General features: G+C 69.4%; 17 protein-coding genes. 5 read left to right on the top strand and 12 right to left on the bottom strand.

The annotated features are described in order from the left end of the window. Nucleotides 1-366: 366 nt before the first annotated feature. Nucleotides 367-711, bottom strand: a complete 345-nt coding sequence (locus tag IEJ02_RS31870) for a hypothetical protein (protein ID WP_191067996.1) — start codon at nt 709-711, stop codon at nt 367-369. Between the two features lie 728 nt (nt 712-1439). On the opposite strand from IEJ02_RS31870, the gene IEJ02_RS31865 reads away from it, so the two are divergent. Next, nucleotides 1440-1733 carry a hypothetical protein gene (locus IEJ02_RS31865; protein ID WP_191067995.1) on the top strand — a complete coding sequence of 98 codons (294 nt, stop codon included), beginning with the start codon at nt 1440-1442 and terminating at the stop codon, nt 1731-1733. A 5-nt stretch (nt 1734-1738) separates the two neighbouring features. On the opposite strand, the gene alc is transcribed toward IEJ02_RS31865, so the two are convergent. From alc to IEJ02_RS31845, 4 genes are all read right to left on the bottom strand, one after another. Next, nucleotides 1739-2884, bottom strand: coding sequence for an allantoicase (gene alc, locus IEJ02_RS31860; protein ID WP_191067994.1), 1146 nt, complete (start codon nt 2882-2884; stop codon nt 1739-1741). Further along, nucleotides 2881-4245: an allantoinase AllB gene (allB, locus tag IEJ02_RS31855; protein ID WP_191067993.1), complete on the bottom strand. Its 1365-nt coding sequence runs from the start codon at nt 4243-4245 to the stop codon at nt 2881-2883. The genes alc and allB overlap by 4 nt, the downstream gene beginning before the upstream one ends. A 75-nt stretch (nt 4246-4320) precedes the next feature. After that, complete coding sequence (locus IEJ02_RS31850; protein ID WP_223864809.1) at nt 4321-5808, bottom strand: NCS1 family nucleobase:cation symporter-1; 1488 nt, start codon at nt 5806-5808, stop codon at nt 4321-4323. 105 nt (nt 5809-5913) lie between these two features. Next, nucleotides 5914-6648 (bottom strand): aspartate/glutamate racemase family protein, encoded by a 735-nt coding sequence (locus IEJ02_RS31845; RefSeq protein ID WP_191067991.1) that lies wholly within the window; start codon nt 6646-6648, stop codon nt 5914-5916. Between the two features lie 291 nt (nt 6649-6939). On the opposite strand from IEJ02_RS31845, the gene IEJ02_RS31840 reads away from it, so the two are divergent. Continuing rightward, nucleotides 6940-7731 (top strand): IclR family transcriptional regulator, encoded by a 792-nt coding sequence (locus IEJ02_RS31840; RefSeq protein WP_191067990.1) that lies wholly within the window; start codon nt 6940-6942, stop codon nt 7729-7731. 208 nt (nt 7732-7939) lie between these two features. Here the strand turns inward: IEJ02_RS31840 and IEJ02_RS31835 are convergent, their stop codons facing one another. Beyond that, entirely contained in the window at nt 7940-9142 is a 1203-nt protein-coding gene (locus IEJ02_RS31835; RefSeq protein ID WP_191067989.1) for a NucA/NucB deoxyribonuclease domain-containing protein, read from the bottom strand. 212 nt (nt 9143-9354) lie between these two features. Between IEJ02_RS31835 and IEJ02_RS31830 the strand changes: the two genes are divergently transcribed. Beyond that, on the top strand, nt 9355-10272 hold the full coding sequence (locus IEJ02_RS31830) for a LysR family transcriptional regulator (protein WP_191067988.1): 918 nt from the start codon (nt 9355-9357) through the stop codon (nt 10270-10272). A gap of 105 nt (nt 10273-10377) precedes the next feature. Here IEJ02_RS31830 and IEJ02_RS31825 read toward each other — a convergent pair whose 3' ends face one another. After that, the gene (locus IEJ02_RS31825; protein WP_275561605.1) at nt 10378-10695 is read right to left on the bottom strand and encodes a DUF5955 family protein; all 318 of its coding nucleotides are present in this window, start codon (nt 10693-10695) and stop codon (nt 10378-10380) included. 275 nt (nt 10696-10970) lie between these two features. Between IEJ02_RS31825 and IEJ02_RS31820 the strand changes: the two genes are divergently transcribed. Continuing rightward, a complete protein-coding gene (locus IEJ02_RS31820) occupies nt 10971-11579 on the top strand; it encodes a nucleotidyltransferase family protein (protein ID WP_191067987.1) in 609 nt (202 codons plus the stop codon). 124 nt (nt 11580-11703) lie between these two features. After that, entirely contained in the window at nt 11704-13323 is a 1620-nt protein-coding gene (aceB, locus tag IEJ02_RS31815; protein WP_191067986.1) for a malate synthase A, read from the top strand. Nucleotides 13324-13383: 60 nt separating this feature from the next. On the opposite strand, the gene IEJ02_RS31810 is transcribed toward aceB, so the two are convergent. From IEJ02_RS31810 to IEJ02_RS49125, 5 genes are all read right to left on the bottom strand, one after another. Beyond that, a complete protein-coding gene (locus tag IEJ02_RS31810) occupies nt 13384-14754 on the bottom strand; it encodes an 8-oxoguanine deaminase (RefSeq protein WP_191067985.1) in 1371 nt (456 codons plus the stop codon). A gap of 50 nt (nt 14755-14804) precedes the next feature. After that, nucleotides 14805-15686 carry a factor-independent urate hydroxylase gene (gene pucL, locus IEJ02_RS31805; RefSeq protein ID WP_191067984.1) on the bottom strand — a complete coding sequence of 294 codons (882 nt, stop codon included), beginning with the start codon at nt 15684-15686 and terminating at the stop codon, nt 14805-14807. A 5-nt stretch (nt 15687-15691) separates the two neighbouring features. Continuing rightward, a complete protein-coding gene (uraH, locus tag IEJ02_RS31800) occupies nt 15692-16030 on the bottom strand; it encodes a hydroxyisourate hydrolase (protein WP_191067983.1) in 339 nt (112 codons plus the stop codon). Further along, nucleotides 16030-16596 (bottom strand): 2-oxo-4-hydroxy-4-carboxy-5-ureidoimidazoline decarboxylase, encoded by a 567-nt coding sequence (uraD, locus tag IEJ02_RS31795; RefSeq protein ID WP_191067982.1) that lies wholly within the window; start codon nt 16594-16596, stop codon nt 16030-16032. The genes uraH and uraD overlap by 1 nt, the downstream gene beginning before the upstream one ends. A gap of 355 nt (nt 16597-16951) precedes the next feature. Further along, nucleotides 16952-18037 carry an LGFP repeat-containing protein gene (locus tag IEJ02_RS49125; RefSeq protein WP_223864807.1) on the bottom strand — a complete coding sequence of 362 codons (1086 nt, stop codon included), beginning with the start codon at nt 18035-18037 and terminating at the stop codon, nt 16952-16954. Nucleotides 18038-18440: the final 403 nt, after the last annotated feature.

Raw genomic sequence — 18440 nt, 5'->3', positions numbered from 1 at the left:
CCGTCGTGGTCACTTGGGAGGGAGGCGGCACGGCGCGTTTCCCGGCTGGAGACGAACTGCTGGTGCGCCCACCGGACGACAGCCCGACCTGAGTGCTTCAGGCCCACTCCAACTCAACCGGGGTGTCTCGGTCCGAACCCCAGGGCGCGGACCGAGACCGCCCACGTGGCACCCGCCGATCCGGCCCGAGCACAGAGAGGTACGGACGTGATCAACTCGTTGAGTGAGGTACGCAAGGCGCGTGGTGTCGTCGACGTACCGCCCCCCTGATTGATGGACGCCTTGCCGGAACCGGGCTAGCACTCACACCCGCGACAACTCGGGTTCAAGCTCAGCAGCTGACGGGCCTTTCATGCGAGAACGAGGCTAGCTGCTGGCCCTGGTTTTTATCCCAGAACTGCTGTAGAAGGTTCCCATCGGGCAGAATGCGTAGGAGATTCCGCTGGTCCTCCAGAGCTGCGGCTCGTGAACTACCTTTTCAAAATTGTCATAGCGTGTGCATATGACAACTGCTTTATAGCTTCCGCCGTTGCTCTTCTCGCATTCAGCTTGTGTGCCGTCCGAGAACTTCCCGTAGTAGCAGTCGGTTGGCCAGTCCATGATGGAGACGTCGCCCGCCTCGGTGGCCGTGGGGGCCGCAGCGGCCGTACCTTGGAAACCCAGAGCCACCATCATCGAGGCGGCGAGAAGGGCGCCGCGCAGCTTCTGCATCGCTACCGATCCTTTCTCGATCGATCTACTCGTTTTCAGGTCTCGTTTCGGGGGGACAACGAGACGCCGGCGGACGTGGGCCAGTACGATCCCTCGCAGTACGCATAAGAGGTCCCATGCTGCAACCAGTTACCGTAGAACCACCGCACTTTGCCGGTGTCCGGGTGCGTGCACACGGCGATGGCCCGGTAGGAACCGCCATTGTTGTTACTGCACGTGGCCCGCGCCCCGGTATATGGCCAAACGTCATAGTCGCAACCGGTGGGATGGGCCATGATCCCGACCTCGGAAGCTGACGCGGTCGCCCCTTGCCCGAATGTGAGAATTCCGGCCAGCGGTACCCCCAATACAAGCGCAACCGTTCGCCGTATGTGATTCCTTCTCATCTTTCTCCCGTTTGTCGATGGAAGTCGCCGAGATGGTCGTGCAGGCTCGTGAACGGCCCTTCAAGAGAGTCACATCGTGACGGCCGGATGTCATTGACTTTGAGTCCACGGTCCCTTGACGACGCGTCTCAGGCCGATCCGGTCCGCCAGGCTCGGCGGCACCGCCCCCGGTATGCCCGACCAGCCCCTTCCCTTCGGCCGTCACGGACAGCCCCCGGGCGGCCGGTGGTGCGGACCTCGCGGACGGCCCGCTCTCAGAGCTCGCCGGGGTCCTTATGTGGTGCCGGCACTGCTCGTGATTCTCCTTCGGGCCGGGGCCATAAGCCTGGCTTCCGGGTGGAGATGGCCAGCGCCTACGGGGCGGACTATCGCGGCAGGCAACACGTGCTGCAATTCAGCGAGCTGACGGTCTACACCACGCACTGGCAGCCCGCCACCATCAGCAGGACCCGGACCATGATCCGCCGCGCGGACCCCGAGTGCTATCACCTCTCGCTGGTCAAGCGGGGCACAGTGGTGACGACGCTCGACGGCCGGCAAGCCCGCTACGGCCTGTACGGGCTGCGTACGCATCTCACCTACCGCCGGCTCACGAAAAGGGCGAAGCTCCCTCCAGTCGGGGAGTGTCATGAATGAGGCGATCAGGCGGTCAGCTCCGTGTGGCGGGCGGCGAGGTGCCTCGCGCCGTGTTCGGTCAGCGAGCCGTGCAGCCGCAGCCGGGCCACGCCGCCGTCCGGGTAGATGTCGATCCGGACGTGGGTCACCGGCGGGGCGGCGTGGAGGAGGAAGCGGTGGACCGTGTCGGGCTGGAGGCGGGTGCGGGGCAGGAGTTCGGTCCAGGCCGGGGCCGTGGGGTCGGCCGGGTCCGCGCCCGTTGTCGCGTCGAGGCCGTACAGCGCCGCCCAGCCCGGTGCGTTGCCCTTGTAGCAGCCGGTGTCGATCTCCACGGCGCGGATGGTCCCCTGGGCGGCGAGGCGGTAGCGGACCCAGTCGTGGCCCGTGTCCCGGCGGCGGCGGGTCTCCCAGCCCTCGTCCATCCGGCGGGAGCGGCCCGGCCGGATGGAGTTGGCGGGCGGGGAATAGAAGCGGTCGGAGGCGTCCTCGGCCACACCGCCGTGCTCCAGCGCCACCAGGTCGAAGGTGCCGAGGGCGGTGAGCCACGCCGGGTCGGGGGCGACCTCGCCGTGGACGCGGAGGCGGGCGATGCCGCCGTCGGGGTGCTGCTTGAGGCGGAGGTGGGTGAAGCGACGGCGGACGGAGACGGGGAAGCCGTTGGCCGCGTGGCCGCCGATGGGCGTACGGGGGACGAGCTCGGTCCATACGACGTCGTCGGCGAGGAGTTCCTCGGGGGACGGGGTGCCGTCCACCGCCGTCGCCTCGACGCTCACCGCCCGCGGGTAGTTGCCGCGGAAGTGGGCGGTGTCGACCACGATGCCGTGGACGACACCGGGCGCGCCGAGGCGGATCAGGGCCCAGTCGTGGTCGTCCTCGGCCGGATGCGGGGTGTCGGCCGAGGCCCCGCGCCGCCGCCGGGTCTCCCAGCCGTCCATGACCTTGCCCTTGTGGCCGAAGGACTCGGGGTCGAAGCGCGGCGCTTCGGGCCTCAGCAGATTCTCGCGCTCGGCGAAGAACTCGTCGTTGGCCGCGATCACGCTTCCGCCGAGCCGCCGGTCGGCCAGGTCCACGAGGTGGGTGAAGGGGAGGTCGGCGGTGCGGTAGTCGGCGTACGGGTCGCCACCGCCGTACGGGGCGGCGTCGCCGGTGAAGCGGGGGGTCGGCGCGGTCATGGGCGGGGTTGCCTTTCCAGGAGTCGGCCGGTGGGTTCGGTCGGCGTGCCGTGGTCGGCGATCTTCCGGCCGCGCAGCCATGTGGACCGTACGACGCCGTACAGCGTTCTGCCCGCGTAGGCGGTGACCTGGTTGCGGTGGTGGAGGGCGGCGGGGTCGACGGTGAAGGTCTCGTCGGGGGCGAGGACCGCGAAGTCGGCGTCGCGCCCGGCCTCGATGGCGCCCTTACGGTCGAGACCGACGAGCGCGGCGGGGCCGGTGGACATCCAGCGGGCGACGTCGTGGAGGGTGTGGCCGCGCCGCCGGGCCGCCGTCCAGACGGCGGGGAGCCCGAGCTGGAGCGAGGAGATGCCGCCCCAGGCCCGTCCGAAGTCGCCGACCTTGAGGTCGGCCGTACAGGGCGAGTGGTCGGAGACGACGCAGTCGATCTCCCCGGCCGCCAGCCCCGCCCACAGGGCGTCCTGGTTGGCGGCCTCCCGGATGGGCGGACAGCATTTGAACTCCGTGGCGCCGTCGGGGACTTCCTCGGCGGTGAGGGTCAGGAAGTGCGGGCAGGTCTCCACGGTGATCCGGACGCCCTGACGGCGGGCGTCGGCGATCAGCGGCAGCGCGTCGGCGGACGAGAGGTGCAGGACGTGGACGCGGGCGTCCAACTCTCGGGCGTCCAGCTCGCGGGCGAGGGCGATGAGGCCCGCGATGGCCTCGTGCTCGGCGGCGCGCGGGCGGGAGGCGAGGAAGTCGGCGTAGCGCGGGCCGGTGGGCGGCGGGGCGCCGTCGATGAGGCGGGCGTCCTCGGCGTGGACGATGAGCAGTCCGCCGAAGCCCGCGATCTCGCGGAGGGCGGTCCGGAGCTGGTCGGGGGCGAGTGGCGGGAATTCGTCCACGCCGGAGGGGAGCAGGAACGCCTTGAAGCCGAGGACGCCCGCGTCGTGCAGCGGCCGTAGCTCCTGGGTGTTCCCGGGCACGGCGCCGCCCCAGAACCCGATGTCGACATGGGCCGACCGCCGGGCGACGGCCCGTTTGACCTCCAGGGCCGGGACGGTGGTGGTCGGCGGGACGCTGTTGAGCGGCATGTCGACGAGGGTGGTGACGCCGCCGGCCGCGGCGGCGCGGGTGGCGGAGCCGAACCCCTCCCATGCGGTGCGGCCGGGGTCGTTGACATGGACGTGGGTGTCGACGAGGCCGGGGAGCAGGACGTCGTCGCCGAGGTCCTCGACCCGCGCGCCGTCCGGATCCGGGGCGTCGTACGGCCCGACGGCCACGATGCGGCCGTCGGCGACGGACACGGAGGCCGCGCGCGGGCCGTCCGGCGTGACCACGTTGGCCGAGCGCAGCACCAGCTCGACGTCGGACACCGACATCCTCCTCACCCGCCAACTCCGGACCCGCCAACTCTGGGTTTTCCGCTACCCGGAATTCATTTTTCGTTGCATTCTTCACTCCGCCGTCGGCGCGGTCAAGGCCCCACCCGCCGTGACCTGCGAGGGAATCGGTACATCGGCCAGTTCGCCACCGACGCGGACCTTCGCGGACCTCACGGCATAGATGACCCCGGCGATGGCCATTCCGAAGACCCAGGAGAACGGGGCCACGTCCTCGAACCCCTTGACCAGGGCCAACACCGCCGAGACCGTGGCGGAGGGCACGAAGGCGATGATCGCCTCCGGGTTGAAACCCTTGCGGTAGTAGTACGCCCCCGCCTTGTCGGCGCTGAAGAGCGCGTCGACATCGATGTTTCCGCGCCGCACCAGGTAGTAGTCCACGAGCAGCACGGCGACCAGCGGGCCGAGGAAGGCGCCGAGAGCGCCCAGGAAGTACTGGATGACGACCGGGCTCGAGTAGAGCTTCCACGGCATGACCACGATCGCGAGCACCGCCGTGATCATGCCCCCGCGCCGGAAGTCGAGGTACTTCGGCGCGAGGTTGGCGAAGTCGTACGCGGGCGAGACGAAGTTCGCCACGACGTTGATGCCGATGGTGGCGACCATGAAGGACACCGCGCCGACCACCGTGACCACCGGGTTGTCGATCCGCGCGATGACCTCGACCGGATCGGAGATCGCCTCGCCGAAGACCGAGATGGTGCCGGCCGTCATCAGCACCGAGACGACGGCGAAGGCGGTGAAGTTCACCGGCAGTCCCAGCAGATTGCCGCGCCGGTAGGCCCGGTGGTCCGGGGTGAAGCGCGCGAAGTCGGCGTAGTTGAGCACGAGGGTGAGGAAGGTGGCGACGGTCAGGCTGACCGCGATCAGGCTCTGGTGGAGCTGCTCGCGCCCGCTCAGCCCGGTCAGGCTGTCGGTGAGCGAGATGTCGCCACCCGCCTTGGCGATCAGCCACACGGCGAGCGCGAGCATGACCAGCCAGACCACCGGGCCGGTGGCGAGGTCCTGCACCTTGCGGATGAACTCCATGCCCCGGGTGAGCAGCACCGCCTGCAGCAGCCACATCACCAGGAAGGCGATCCAGCCGAGGGTGGACAGCCCGAAGACGGAGTTGTGGTCGTATTCGGCGAGCGAGGGCGCCAGTTGGACGCCGAGGAGGATCAACGCCTCCGACGCCAGCCAGGTCTGGATGCCGTACCACGCGACCGCCATCACCGCCCGCAGAAGGGCGGGGATATTGGCCCCGTACACCCCCCAGCTGGCCCGTGCCAGCACGGGGAAGGGCACTCCGGTGCGGTGGCCGGCATGGCCCATCCGGTTCATGAACCAGTAGAGGATGGTGACACCGGCCAGCAGGGACAGGAAGACCTCCCAGGTGGGCAGCCCCAGCACAAACAGGCTCGCCGCGAAGGTGTAGTTGCTGATCGCATGGGTGTCGGACATCCACATGGCGAAGATGCTGTACGTTCCCCACTTGCGCTCCACGGCGGGCGCGAGGTCTTCGTTGTGGAGACGGGGGTCCGGTTCGACGGGTGATGCCATGGCGCCCTCCATAAGAGTCGTCCGGAATAACTTTTCCGCTTGACGGTGCCTTGAAGGTGTTGCCGTGCGATTACGCCGACGTTGCCCGCGGACTCACCCGTGGGATCAGGACGGCCGGGCGCTGACAGGCCAGCCGCCGATGGCCTTGGGACGGGGCGGGGCGAAGGTGCGCACCTTGCTGGTGGAGAGACCGAGCCCGACCACCGACTCGGCGAACCGCACCGCGGCGGCGACGCCGTCCACGACCGGGATCCCGCCCAGCGCCGCCGAGACCTGCTCCTGGAGCCCGGCCATGCCACCGCACCCCAGGCAGATCACCTCGGCGCCGTCCCGCTCCACCACCTCGCGCGCGGTCCGCACGATGGCCTCGACGGTCCGCTCCGGGTCTTCCTCCAGCTCCAGCACGCCCAGGCCGGTGCCGCGCACCGCCGCGCAGCGCTGCGCCAGCCCGGCGATGAGCAGCCGGTCCCTGATCTGCGGTACGGCCCGGTCGAGAGTGGTGACGACCCCGTAGGCGTGGCCGAGCATCATGGCCAGCTGGGCGGCGGACTCGGTGATGTCGAGGACCGGTACGTCGAGGAGTTCCTGCGCCCCCTCGCGGCCCGGCTCGCCGAAGCCGGCCATCACGAGGGCGTCGAAGGGCTCGTCGTACGTGGCCAGTCGGTCCAGTACGGCGGCGGCGCTGAGATAGCCCTCGAAGTGGCCCTCGATCGACTCGGGCCCCCACAGCGGCTCGGTGGCCACGATCTCGGTGCCGGGGCTCGCGCTCGCCTCCGCGATGGCCCGGATCGAGGCCGTCATGGAGGCGGTGGTGTTGGGGTTCAGCACGAGGATGCGCATGGGACTCCCGCAGCGGTTCCGGTCCGGTGATTCAGGACGTCGATTCCGTAGGATGAAAGTTGACTTTCGATACAGAGAACCTAGCCAGCCCCGCCGCCCGCGTCGAGGGAACCCGGTATTCCGGCATCGGCCGATCATGGCCAGTCCCCCATACCGGCCGTGACCGGCACCGACAGCATTTCCAAGCCCGCTGTGGGCGTCGGCCGGGACCGGTAGGCTGCCCGTGGCCGGTCGGCAGCGGATCGTCACCGTGTGCGGGCCGGTGCCGACCGCTGTGAAAGGAACACCGACGTGCCGTCCGCCGAGTCCAAGACCGCCGCCACCACCGCCGGTTCCGGTGGCGTCCAGTCCCTGGAGCGCGCCTTCGACCTGCTGGAGCGGATGGCCGACGCCGGGGGCGAGGTCGGGCTGAGCGAGCTGTCCACCAGCAGCGGGCTGCCGCTGCCCACCATCCACCGGTTGATGCGCACGCTGGTGGCCTGCGGCTATGTCCGCCAGCAGCCCAACCGCCGCTATGCCCTCGGGCCCCGGCTGATCCGGCTCGGCGAGAGCTCGTCCCGGCTGCTGGGCACCTGGGCGCGGCCGTATCTGGCGCGGCTGGTGGAGGAGACCGGCGAGACCGCGAACATGGCGCTGCTGGACGGCGATGAGGTGGTGTACGTCGCGCAGGTGCCCTCGCGCCACTCGATGCGGATGTTCACCGAGGTCGGGCGGCGGGTGCTGCCCCACACCACGGGCGTCGGCAAGGCACTGCTCGCGGGCACGCCCCCCGAGGAGGTGCGCGCCCTGCTGGCCCGTACCGGCATGCCCGCGGCCACCGAGAAGACGATCACCTCGCCGGACGAGTTCCTGGACGCGCTGCGGCAGGTCCACGAGCAGGGCTACGCGGTGGACGACAACGAGCAGGAGATGGGCGTGCGCTGCCTCGCGGTCCCGGTGCCCGACTCCCCCGCCCCGGCGGCCATCTCCATCTCCGGCCCGGCTGGCCGGGTGACCGACGAGGCCACGGAGCGGATCGTGCCGATCCTCAAGGAGGTCGCGGCCGAACTGTCGGGGGCGCTGGCCAGCACGGGTTCCGCCTGACGGCGGAGGGGGCCGGCGGCGGGCCACCCGTCGGTGAAGGCACCGACCACGACTTCCCGGAGAGTGGTGGAGCGGCTGGAGGTTCCCGCGACCAACGTCGGCGCCGCCGTGGCCTCCGCGAGCCGCGATGCGCAGTGGCCCCCCGGTGTTGCGCCGGGGGGCCACTGCCCGGGAGGCCCCGGCCTCGTGCCGAGTGGCGTTGGGGGCGTCAGGGCTGGACGTTGACCCAGAATTCGTCCCTGCCTCCGAAGAGGACGCGGTCCTTGCGATAGAACTCCTGGAGCTGGTTGCCGGCAACGGTGTTCTGATCGCCGTCGACCCAGGCCACGGAGGCGTCGAAGATGCCGTCCTCCGCGGTGGCCCGGGACAGTCCTTCTTCGGTTGTCGCGAAGGGGTACTCGTCGGCCTGCATCTCGGGCCGTTCCTTGGGCGGCAGGTCGTCGGGGCCGTTCCACTCGCCTTGGCGGTCGCGGATGGCGTCCTTCACCCGTCGGTTGGCATTGGCCACTTCCGAGTCATAGGCGACGCGGTGCAGGCCGGGGGTGTCCTTGCTGCCGGTGTATTTACCGGGGATCGACTTCGCCGAGCCGAAGTTCGGGAAGGTCTCGCGGGGCTTGTTGAGGGCGTAGTCGATGTGGTGGGCGACCTGCCCTACCAAAGGGTCGCTCTTCTTGTAGGTGATGAAGGGCAGCACGTCGTCGTTGATGCAGGCCCGTGGCGTCCAGTTGCCGTATCCCGGAGCCAGGCCGGCCGAGTCGCAGCGGATGCTGTGCTCCGGGAGGCCGAACTCGTGGTCGTCGCTCAGGAGCGGCTGCCCTTCGAGGGTGCCCTGGAACTGCCACAGGTGCTGGAGCATGCGCTCCGGGCCGGACCCGGTGTCGGGGGAGGTGATGTCCCAGCTCACCCAATTGGGTTGGCGGGCGGGAAGGTCTCTGGAGGGGACCCTCCATTCCGTCAGGGCCTTGGACTTGTCGGCGTCGTCGTTTCCGATGACGCCGCATTGGTTGTCGCAGTTCAGGCGCATCCGCAAGGTTCTGCCGCCATTGATCCACGGTAGGTTCACGAGGTCCGTGTTCCAGTCGTTGACCCGGTAGAAGACCCGCACCCGGCGCGCGGCGGGGTCGGCGTAGGCGGCCGCTGTGATGTCCAGCGTGGCCTCCCCCCGTGCGGTGGGCAGTTCGACCTCGGCGGTCTGGCACCACACGCCGCGGTGGTAGACCCTGCCCTTGAGGCTTTGTGCCTCCGGGTCGGCCTCGCACTCCTCGATGAACTTCGGATCGGGTTCGCCCGGTGGATGAGTGCCCTGTTCCGGTACGTGCGTCGTCGGCTCCGCGGCCGCGGAGGGCTGGGGCTCCGGCTGCTGCTGTGCCGCGGAAGCCGATTCGGCGGCGGAGAGAGGTAGCAGCACCATCGCTACTGCTACCGCGCTGTGTCGTCTGAGCCTTGCGGGAGGAGTCACTGCATTCCCCGTACTGTCGGTTACATGACAACCCGCGCGGCGGCTGCGCGCAGGCGCATCACCGCACGCCCGGGGGTAGGCGGTGTGAATATCCTCCGTTGCCCGAGGCGCTCGAGGAAGGCGACCACCATGCGGGTCCGGGCCGGATTGATAGCGTGACGGCTATGGCGGATACAGGGGGCACGAGCTATCCGGGCATACGCCAGCTGCGGCTTTTCCTGTTGCTGGCCGAGGAGTTGCACTTCGGCCACGCGGCGCGGCGCGCCTACCTGGCCCAGCCGACGTTCTCACGTCACATCCGGGCGCTGGAGCGTCAGTTGGGGACGGAGCTGGTGGACCGCACCACGCGCAGGGTGGAACTCACCGACACCGGATGGACTCTGCTGCCCCGGATACGTGAGGTCGTGGACGCGGCCGAGCGGCTGCGTACCTCCGCACGACATCAGGCCGCCGCGGGACGGATGGTGATCGGCTCCTTCGAGGCCGTCACCTCCATGGACCCCATACCCGCCATCATGGACGAACTCCACAGGCTCATACCGGACGTGGACGTTCAGGTCCTGCGGACCGGCTTCGACGTCGCGGGGGCGATCCTCCGCGGCGATGTGGACGCGTCGTTCGTCTTCCTCCCCGTGCCCGAGGGCATCCAGACCTTCCCCCTGGCCCACGGTGCGCGGTGCGCGGCGATGTCCAGCAGCAACCCCCTGGTGTCCGAAGGACCGCTGCGCCTCTCCGACCTGTCCGATCAGGAGCACATCGGCTTGAGTCCGGACATCCCCGCGGTGTGGCGGGACTTCTGGTCGGTCGCTCCCCGCCCTGATGGCACCGCCGTGCGCTACAGCCCCCACGCGGTGACCGACTACGAGAGCGCGCTGATGCTGATCGCCATGGGGAAGGGCATCATGCTCCCGCCGGAGAGCGCCCGCTGGCTCTACCCACGCGTCGGCGTCGCCTACGTTGATGTCGTCGACCTCGAACCGTGGCGGACGGCCCTCGCCTGGCTGCCCAAGAATCGCGACAAGCCGACCGTCGCCGCACTCAGGCAAGCGACGCGAACAGTCCTGCGCCGACAGTCCGGCTGACGCCCGTGGAAACGTCCCGCCCCGCCCGGCCCGGACGACTGGGCCGGGCGGAGCCGGAGGGACCCCGGGCTGCCCGGAGCCGGACGGGACCCCGGGCTGCCCGCCTCAGTCCCTCCCTATGCCCGTCTGTGGCACGTCGCCGAACTGGTCGATCGCCGCGCGGACGCCCGTCAGGGCGGGGCTCAGGGCGCTGACCGAGCCCAGGGCGCCCGCGATGAGGAGCAGCGAGCGGCGCAGCCGGTGCAGCTCCGGGGCGCCGGTGCGGGCCATGGCGTCGAGCGCGGCCAGCTCGTCGTCCGCGATCGCCCGGTCGGGTAATTCCGCCGGGTGGGCGGCCAGATCGCGCCTGAGCCGGGCCACGGCACGGCGCAGCTCGGCCACCCTCGGATCGTCCTCGGTGCCCGCCACTCGCCTGACTTCCACGACTGCGGCGCCCTCCACTGACAAGGCGCCGGGTTCCCCCCAGAGCCTCGCGCCATCGTTGGCCAACACTGCCCTTCTCCCCCTCGCGCCCTCTCGCACGAGCCTGCCCCCTCTCCCGCATGACCGCCCCAACCCTCCACCTCGCGTGGATTCGGACACAAGGGGCCGCGGATCAGTTAACGCCACTCAGTGCACGACGCGCTATACGGAGAGCGAAAATCAGACCGGCTGGGATGAAGCCCCCACGCGGCCCTGATGTGCGGTAAGCAGGGCCCATGGATCGCACAACGGAGGACTCCGCGCAGGTCGCCGGGATCGTCCTGGCGGCCGGGGGCGGCCGGCGGCTGGGCGGGCGCCCCAAGGCCCTTTTGACGCATCGGGGGCGACCGCTGGTGGAGCACGCCGCGCACGCGCTGCGGGAGGGCGGCTGCGCCCCGGTGCACATCGTGCTGGGCGCCGCGGCCGGGACCGTACGGGCGCGGGCCCGGCTGGACGGGTACGTCCTGGTGGACAACCCCGACTGGGAGCGGGGCATGGGCTCCTCGCTGCGGGCCGGGCTCGCCTCACTGGCCGGTACGGGCGCGGGAGCGGCGCTGGTCGCGCTGGTGGACCAGCCGGGGATCGGCGCCGAGGCCGTGGCGCGGGTGGTGGCCGCGTACCGCTCGCCGTCCACCCTGGCGGCGGCCGCGTACGGCGGGGAGCGGGGGCATCCGGTGCTGTTCGGCGCGGACCGGTGGGCCGATATCACCGCGAGTGCGGTGGGCGACCGGGGGGCACGCGCCTATCTGCGGGCGCATCAGTCCGCGATCACGCTCGTCGACTGCTCGGATATCGCCCGAACGGACGACATCGACACCCCCGAGGACCTGACGCTGCTGGAGTGAGGGGCGCCGGCGGCGCAGGGCCGCGTTCAACAGAACATTGAACTTCCACCATGAGAAACTTACTATCCACAAAACAGAGCCATCGCGAGCGTCGAGCCGAGACTCGCCCAAGGAGTGACCGCCCATGTCCGCACCAGCGCCGTCCCCGCTGGCCATCGTCGACGCCGAACCGCTGGAGCGTCAGGGAGAGGTGCTGACCGACGCGGCCCTGGCCTTCCTGGCCGAGCTCCACCACCGCTTCACCCCGCGCCGGGACGAGCTGCTCGCGCGCCGTGCGGAGCGCCGCGCCGAGATCGCCCGCACCAGCACCCTGGACTTCCTCCCGGAGACCGCCCACATCCGGGACGACCCGGACTGGCGCGTCGCCCCGGCCCCGCCCGCGCTCGAGGACCGCCGGGTGGAGATCACCGGCCCCACCGACCGCAAGATGACCATCAACGCCCTCAACTCGGGTGCCAAGGTCTGGCTCGCCGACTTCGAGGACGCCTCCGCCCCGACCTGGGCGAATGTGATCGGCGGCCAGCTGAATCTGATCGACGCCTATGAGCGCCGGATCGACTTCACCTCCCCCGAGGGCAAGAGCTACGCCCTGCGGCCCGACGACGCGCTGGCCACCGTCGTCACCCGGCCGCGCGGCTGGCACCTCGACGAGCGCCATCTGCGCGCCGCCGACGGCCGCCCGGTCCCCGGCGCCCTGGTGGACTTCGGGCTGTACTTCTTCCACAACGCCCGCCGTCTGCTCGCCCGGGGCCAGGGGCCGTACTTCTACCTCCCCAAGACCGAGTCCCACCTCGAGGCCCGCCTCTGGAACGACGTCTTCGTCTTCGCGCAGGACCACCTCGGGATTCCACAAGGGACGATCCGCGCCACCGTTCTGATCGAGACGATCACGGCGGCGTACGAGATGGACGAGATCCTCTACGAGCTCCGCGACCACGCCTCCGGGCTCAACGCGGGCCGCTGGGACTACCTCTTCTCGATCGTGAAGAACTTCCGCGACGGCGGCCCCGGCTTCGTCCTGCCGGACCGCAACGCGGTCACGATGACCGCCCCGTTCATGCGCGCCTACACCGAACTGCTCGTCCGCACCTGCCACAAGCGCGGCGCGCACGCGATCGGCGGCATGGCGGCCTTCATCCCCTCGCGCCGCGACCCCGAGGTCAACGCCGTCGCGTTCGACAAGGTCAAGGCCGACAAGGACCGTGAGGCCGGCGACGGCTTCGACGGCTCCTGGGTCGCCCACCCCGATCTGGTCCCGGTGGCCCGCGCCTCCTTCGACGCGGTCCTCGGCGACCGGCCGCACCAGAAGGAGCGGCTGCGCGAGGACGTCCACGTCACCGCGGCCGAGCTGATCGACATCGCCTCGCTCGATGCGAAACCCACCCACCAGGGCCTGCGCAACGCCGTGCAGGTAGGCATCCGCTATATCGAGGCGTGGCTGCGCGGCCTCGGCGCCGTCGCGATCTTCAACCTGATGGAGGACGCGGCCACCGCCGAGATCTCCCGCTCCCAGATCTGGCAGTGGGTCAACGCGGGGATCGTCTTCGAGGACGGCGAGAAGGCCACCGCCGATCGTGTCCGCAAGGTCGCGGCCGAGGAGCTGGCGGCGATCCGCGAGGAGGTCGGCGAGGACGCCTTCGCCGCGGGCAGGTGGATCCAGGCGCACGATCTGCTGCTGAAGGTCGCGCTGGACGAGAACTACACCGAGTTCCTGACGCTGCCCGCGTACGAACTGCTGGACTGACGTCGCCCGTCCGGCCGGAAGGGCCGCGCACCGTGAGTGGCGGGCGACTTCCCGTTACGTTCAGTCGTCTTCCGCGAGACGGGCCAGGCGCCGTGCCTCGGTGCGCGCCTCCCGGGCGATCTGGTCCTCGTCCACGGTGAGCAGCCGGCCCGACTCCACCACCGGAGCGCCGTTCACCAGGGACAGGGTCACCGGGGCCGGGGCGCCGAGGACGAGGGCCGCCACGGGGTCGGCGATGGACGAGTGGCCGAGGCCGTCCAGCTTCCACAGCACCAGGTCGGCCAGTTTGCCCGGCTCCAGCGAGCCGATCTCCTCCTGGCGGCCGAGCACCCGCGCACCGCCGTGGGTGCCGAGCCGCAGCGCCTGGCGGACGTTCAGCGCCTTCTCGCGGTGGCCGCCGAGCCGGTTGATCAGCAGCGCGTTGCGCAGTTCGGTGTGGAGCTCACCGGATTCGTTGGAGGCGGTGCCGTCCACGCCGAGGCCGACCGGCACGCCCGCGGCGAGCAGATCGGGGACGCGGGCGATCCCGGCGGCGAGCCGGGCGTTGGACGAGGGGCAGTGGGCCACCCCGGTGCCGGTCCGGGCGAACGCCTGGATGTCGGTGTCGCTCATGTGGACGCAGTGGGCCATCCACACGTCCTCGCCCAGCCAGCCGGTGGACTCGAAGTAGTCGGTCGGGCCCATTCCGAACCGCTCATGACAGAACTTCTCCTCCTCCACGGTCTCCGAACCGTGGGTGTGCAGCCGTACGCCCTTGCGGCGGGCCAGCGTCGCGGACTCGCGGAGCAGTTCGGTGGAGACGGAGAAGGGCGAGCAGGGCGCCACCACGATCCGCAGCATGGCGTCGAACGCCGGGTCGTGGTGGGTGTCGATGGCCTTCTCGGTGGCGGCCAGCGCGTCCTCCTTGGACTCCACGGCGAAGTCCGGCGGCAGTCCGCCGTCGGAGGTGCCGAGGTCCATGGAGCCGCGGGCGGCGGTGAACCGCACCCCCAGCTCGCGCGCCGCGCGGATCTCGGCGCCCAGCAGATCGCCGCTGCCACGCGGAAAGACGTAGTGGTGGTCCATGGCGGTGGTGACCCCGCCGCGCACCATCATCGCGAGCGAGCCACGCGCCGCCGCGTGGACCATCGGCTCGTCGATCCGCGCCCAGACAGGGTAGAGCGCGACCAGCCAGTCGAAGAGGTTGCTGTCCTGGGCCAGGCCGCGGGTGAGCCACTGGTAGAAGTGGTGATGGGTGTTGACCAGGCCGGGCGTGACCAGGTGCCCCGTGCCGTCCACCCGGCGGACGACGCCCTCAAGACCCTCCGGGGCGCGCCCCTCGCCCACCGACTCGATGCGGTGGCCCGCGACGACGACATGGCCGGAGGCGTACTCGGTGTCGTGGGCGTCCACGGTGGCGACGGCGCAGTTCTCGATGACGATGCGGTTCACGGGGCGTGGCCCTTCCGTCGTATCGGTCGGTGGGGATCCATGGCGATCTGTCAGTCGGTGGGGATCCGGGGCTCGGCGCCGTCGCGCAGCACGGTGGCCTCGATGAGCCCGTACGGCCGGTCGGCGGCGACGTAGACCTCGTTGTCGTTGGTGAGGCCGAAGGGTTCCAGGTCGACCAGGAAGTGATGCTTGTTGGGCAGTGAGAGGCGTATCTCGTCGATCTCGGGGCGGTGTTCGATCACCCGCGCGCCCATCCGATAGAGCGTCTGCTGGAGCGAGAGCGAGTAGGTCTCGGCGAACGCGCTCAGCAGATGGCCGCGCGCCTCGGCGTGGCCGTGGTCCCAGTCCGGCATCGGCCGGGTGTCCTCGCTCCAGCCGTAGCGCCAGCGGGCGTGCACATCGGTGGCGAGGATCCGGTCACGCGTCTCCGGGAGCGTGGTGTACCGGTCCTTCACATAGCCCCAGAACTCGGAGTCCGTGGTGTTGAGGACGGTGAGCCCGGTGAGCCCGGAGACCACCTCCCAGCGCTCGCCGTCGAAGGTGATCTGGGCGGTGCGGACCTCCTGGCCGCGGCGGACGAAGGAGTGCTCGGCGCTCCCGGCCGTCCCGATCCGCTCCCAGGCGTACTCCTCGACGCGGACGCGGGCGCGGTGGATGGGCTCCTGGCTGGTGACGAAGTGGCGGGCCAGCCGGATGCCGAACTCCTCGGCCGTGTCGATGCCGTGCTCCTTGGCGAAGGCGTACACGGTGTTCTTGGTGGTGTCGGTCGGCAGGACGTTGGCGTTGCTGCCGGAGAGGTGGACCTCGTCCATCGCGCCGGAGAGCGCCACCGAGACATTGAGGTCCTTGAGGTGGTGCACGGGGCCGTCGCGCACCACCCGCACGACGCGGGTTTCGGCTTTGCCGTAACTGTTCGGGCCGAGCGTGGGCATCGGTGCTAGCTCCCTCGGTAGACGGAGTAGCCGAACGGGGTGAGCAGCAGCGGTACGTGGTAGTGCTCACCCGGCTCGACGGCGAAGGCGACCACGACCTCCGGGAAGAAGGCGTGGGTCAGATACGGCCCGGTCTCGAAGCGCAGCCGTGCGTGGGTGGTGCCCTCGGGGAGGGCGGGCAGGTCCTTGCAGCGTCCGTCGGCGTCGGTGAGCGAGTCGGCGTGCGCCGTCCACTCCGCGCCCGGCCCCGAGCGGACGGACAGCTCGACGACCACGCCCACGGCGGGGCGGCCGATGCTGGTGTCCAGGATGTGGGTGGACACCGAGGTGGCTCCGCTCGCCATCACCGCTCTCCTTCCGCCGGGGCCCGCGGGGCCTCCAGGGTTTCCGCCCGGGTTTCCGCCGGCGTTTCCGTCAGCGTTTCCGCCAGCCGGGTCAGCCGGATGCGGTTGATCTTTCCCAGTTCGGTGCGGACGATGTCGCGCTCGGTGTCGGCGTCGTGGTGGATCCGCTCGCGCAGCGCGGCCAGCATCTCCTCGCCGGTGCGGCCGGTGGCGCAGATCAGGAAGACATGGCCGTGGCGCTCCTGGTACGCGAGGTTCAGCTCCAGCAGCTCCGCGCGCTCCGCGTCCCGTACCCCGCTCTGCTCCCGCGCCGAGGCGGCGTCGCCGGGGGCCGGCCGTCCGATGGGCGGATGCGCGGCCATCGCCTCGGCCAGGTCGGCGGCGGTCAGCCCGGCCATGGCCGCGTCCGCGGCGCCGAGCAGTTCCCCGACCGTGGCGTACGGCCGCCCGGCCACCACCGCCGCGCCCCAGGCCCGGCTGGCACACACCGCGCGCAGCATCGCGGCGGCGTCCCGGTCGTCCACCGCGTTGAGCCGGGCCAGCCCCGGCGGTGCACTGGAAGTCACTCTCGCAAACTAGGAGGCTCCCGCGCCGAACGTCAACAGTTTGTTGAAAACTCCGCGTAACGACGAGGAATGATCAGTCCCCGCCCTTCTCACGGTTGAGGTAGTTTGAGCCGACCTCGCGTCCTCTCGTTCCACACAGTCCAGGACGTTCGGCAAACGTCCAGCTCAGAGGCGTGGGCTCCTAGTGCTCACATGCAGTCTGTGAGACGTGTGTGAGACGCACGGCGCGTCAGACCCTGCTCTCATGGATCACTAAGCGCAGTAGCACAATGGGCATGCGAAGACCGCCACTCCCCTAGAAGCGGCGGCCATGTTTGTGCACTGGTGTGCCCTGTCTGCTTCGAGCGATAGCCCTCTAGGGAGCCACGACTGCGAATGTGGGCAGCGGTAGCCGAAGGCGCGAGGGGATCGATCCCGTCTGTGCTGTCCACCGGATCGACCCGTTCTCAAAGTTGTTTGCTCGGCTTCCGTCCGGCAGCTGGATTTCGTCTGTCGTCGGGTAGCCGAGCCACCCTCGCTCCCAACCCAGGGACGCCCACACGGAGCGGTTCATTCCGTGGACTTCATGCGCTCCGAGCGTTGGCGTCCAGTAGATGGAGCCGCGCTCGAAGTGGTTGAACCGGCCCACGTTGTCAGGTGTTGTCAGCTCGTCAGTAATCGGGAACCCCATGATTCCTTGTTCCCAGCGCAGCTGTGCGTATTTGTCTCGTATAGCTCCGTGGACCTCATGTGCGCCGCGTCCTTGTGTCCAATAGACGAGCGCGTGTTCAAAGGGCCGCCACCGCCCAAAACTGTATGGCCCCGGTGTCGTTTGCTCAGGACCACTAGGGTTGCCAAGCAGACCGGCCGCGCCGCCCAACTGTGTCCATTTGTCATTGATAGACATGACTGGCACGTTCGGCGGATCCACCTGTAGTTCTACGGTGTAGCCGATAGCCGCGTCCTGGAACGTTCCGCTGTCACCCGTACCGAAGCTGACCAGATACTTGTCAGCGTCGACGGTCGCGAATGGAACCTCAAACCGATATTCGTAGTTAAAGTCTCCTCGCGTGAACCGGCTCTCGCCAAGGTCAAGGATTGTGCTCTCGCGGGGCAGCACTCTGCCGAAGGAGGGCTTGATGTCATCCCCTGTCCAAGCATGGAAGTAGATCAAGGCTCGGCTCACAGGAACCGGAAGGCCGTCTATAAGGCCGCCTTGCCGAACGTGGAGCGGCAATGTCTTGCTGTCGCCGACATCCCCTGTGACCTGGTCGTACAACTTCTTCAAGTCTGGCTCGATGGCCGACCACCCGCCAGAGAGGAAGTCCTTGGCAGCCGACAACAAGACACCGAGAAGCTTTGACCACTCGAACGACGCGTCAGCGACTGGACCCTGAATGGTGTTGGCGCTCAGCTCTTCGCCACCGTCGCCCCAGTATTTGATAATGACCTGCGCACGCATAATTGACCCACCTCATTAATAGAGGGCTCTTCTCAAGGTGACCGCGAAAGCCGCTCTGGTGTGGGTGGTGCGCATGTGTGACGGTCGCTCCACACTTACCGAGCTTCCGGGCAGCTGGGGGAACATCCCAGCACGACTAGCGACATACATACGTCGCAACTAGGCATGTCTCACTCTTACTTCTTGGATCTTCTTCAAGCATGCGTCCGGGGACCCTGGTGTGGCAAATAGATCTTGCTCCTTCTTGGTGATCTTGTAGGGAGACTCAGGTAAGGGCGTGTAGCGCCCCAGGAGCCCAGGAAGTCGGCGCGTGGGGGCTATCTGATGCTGAGGCGCCTGTGTAGTGGATCTATACGGCTTCACCGCCCTTCATCGAAGGCCCCTATACCGAGGTCGATGATGG

The sequence above is a fragment of the Streptomyces sp. 5-10 genome (assembly GCF_014712245.1).
Classification (GTDB): Bacteria; Actinomycetota; Actinomycetes; order Streptomycetales; family Streptomycetaceae; genus Streptomyces; species Streptomyces violaceusniger.
The sequence above is the reverse complement of the archived record's forward strand: the minus strand, read 5'-3'. Positions and strand labels throughout refer to the sequence as shown.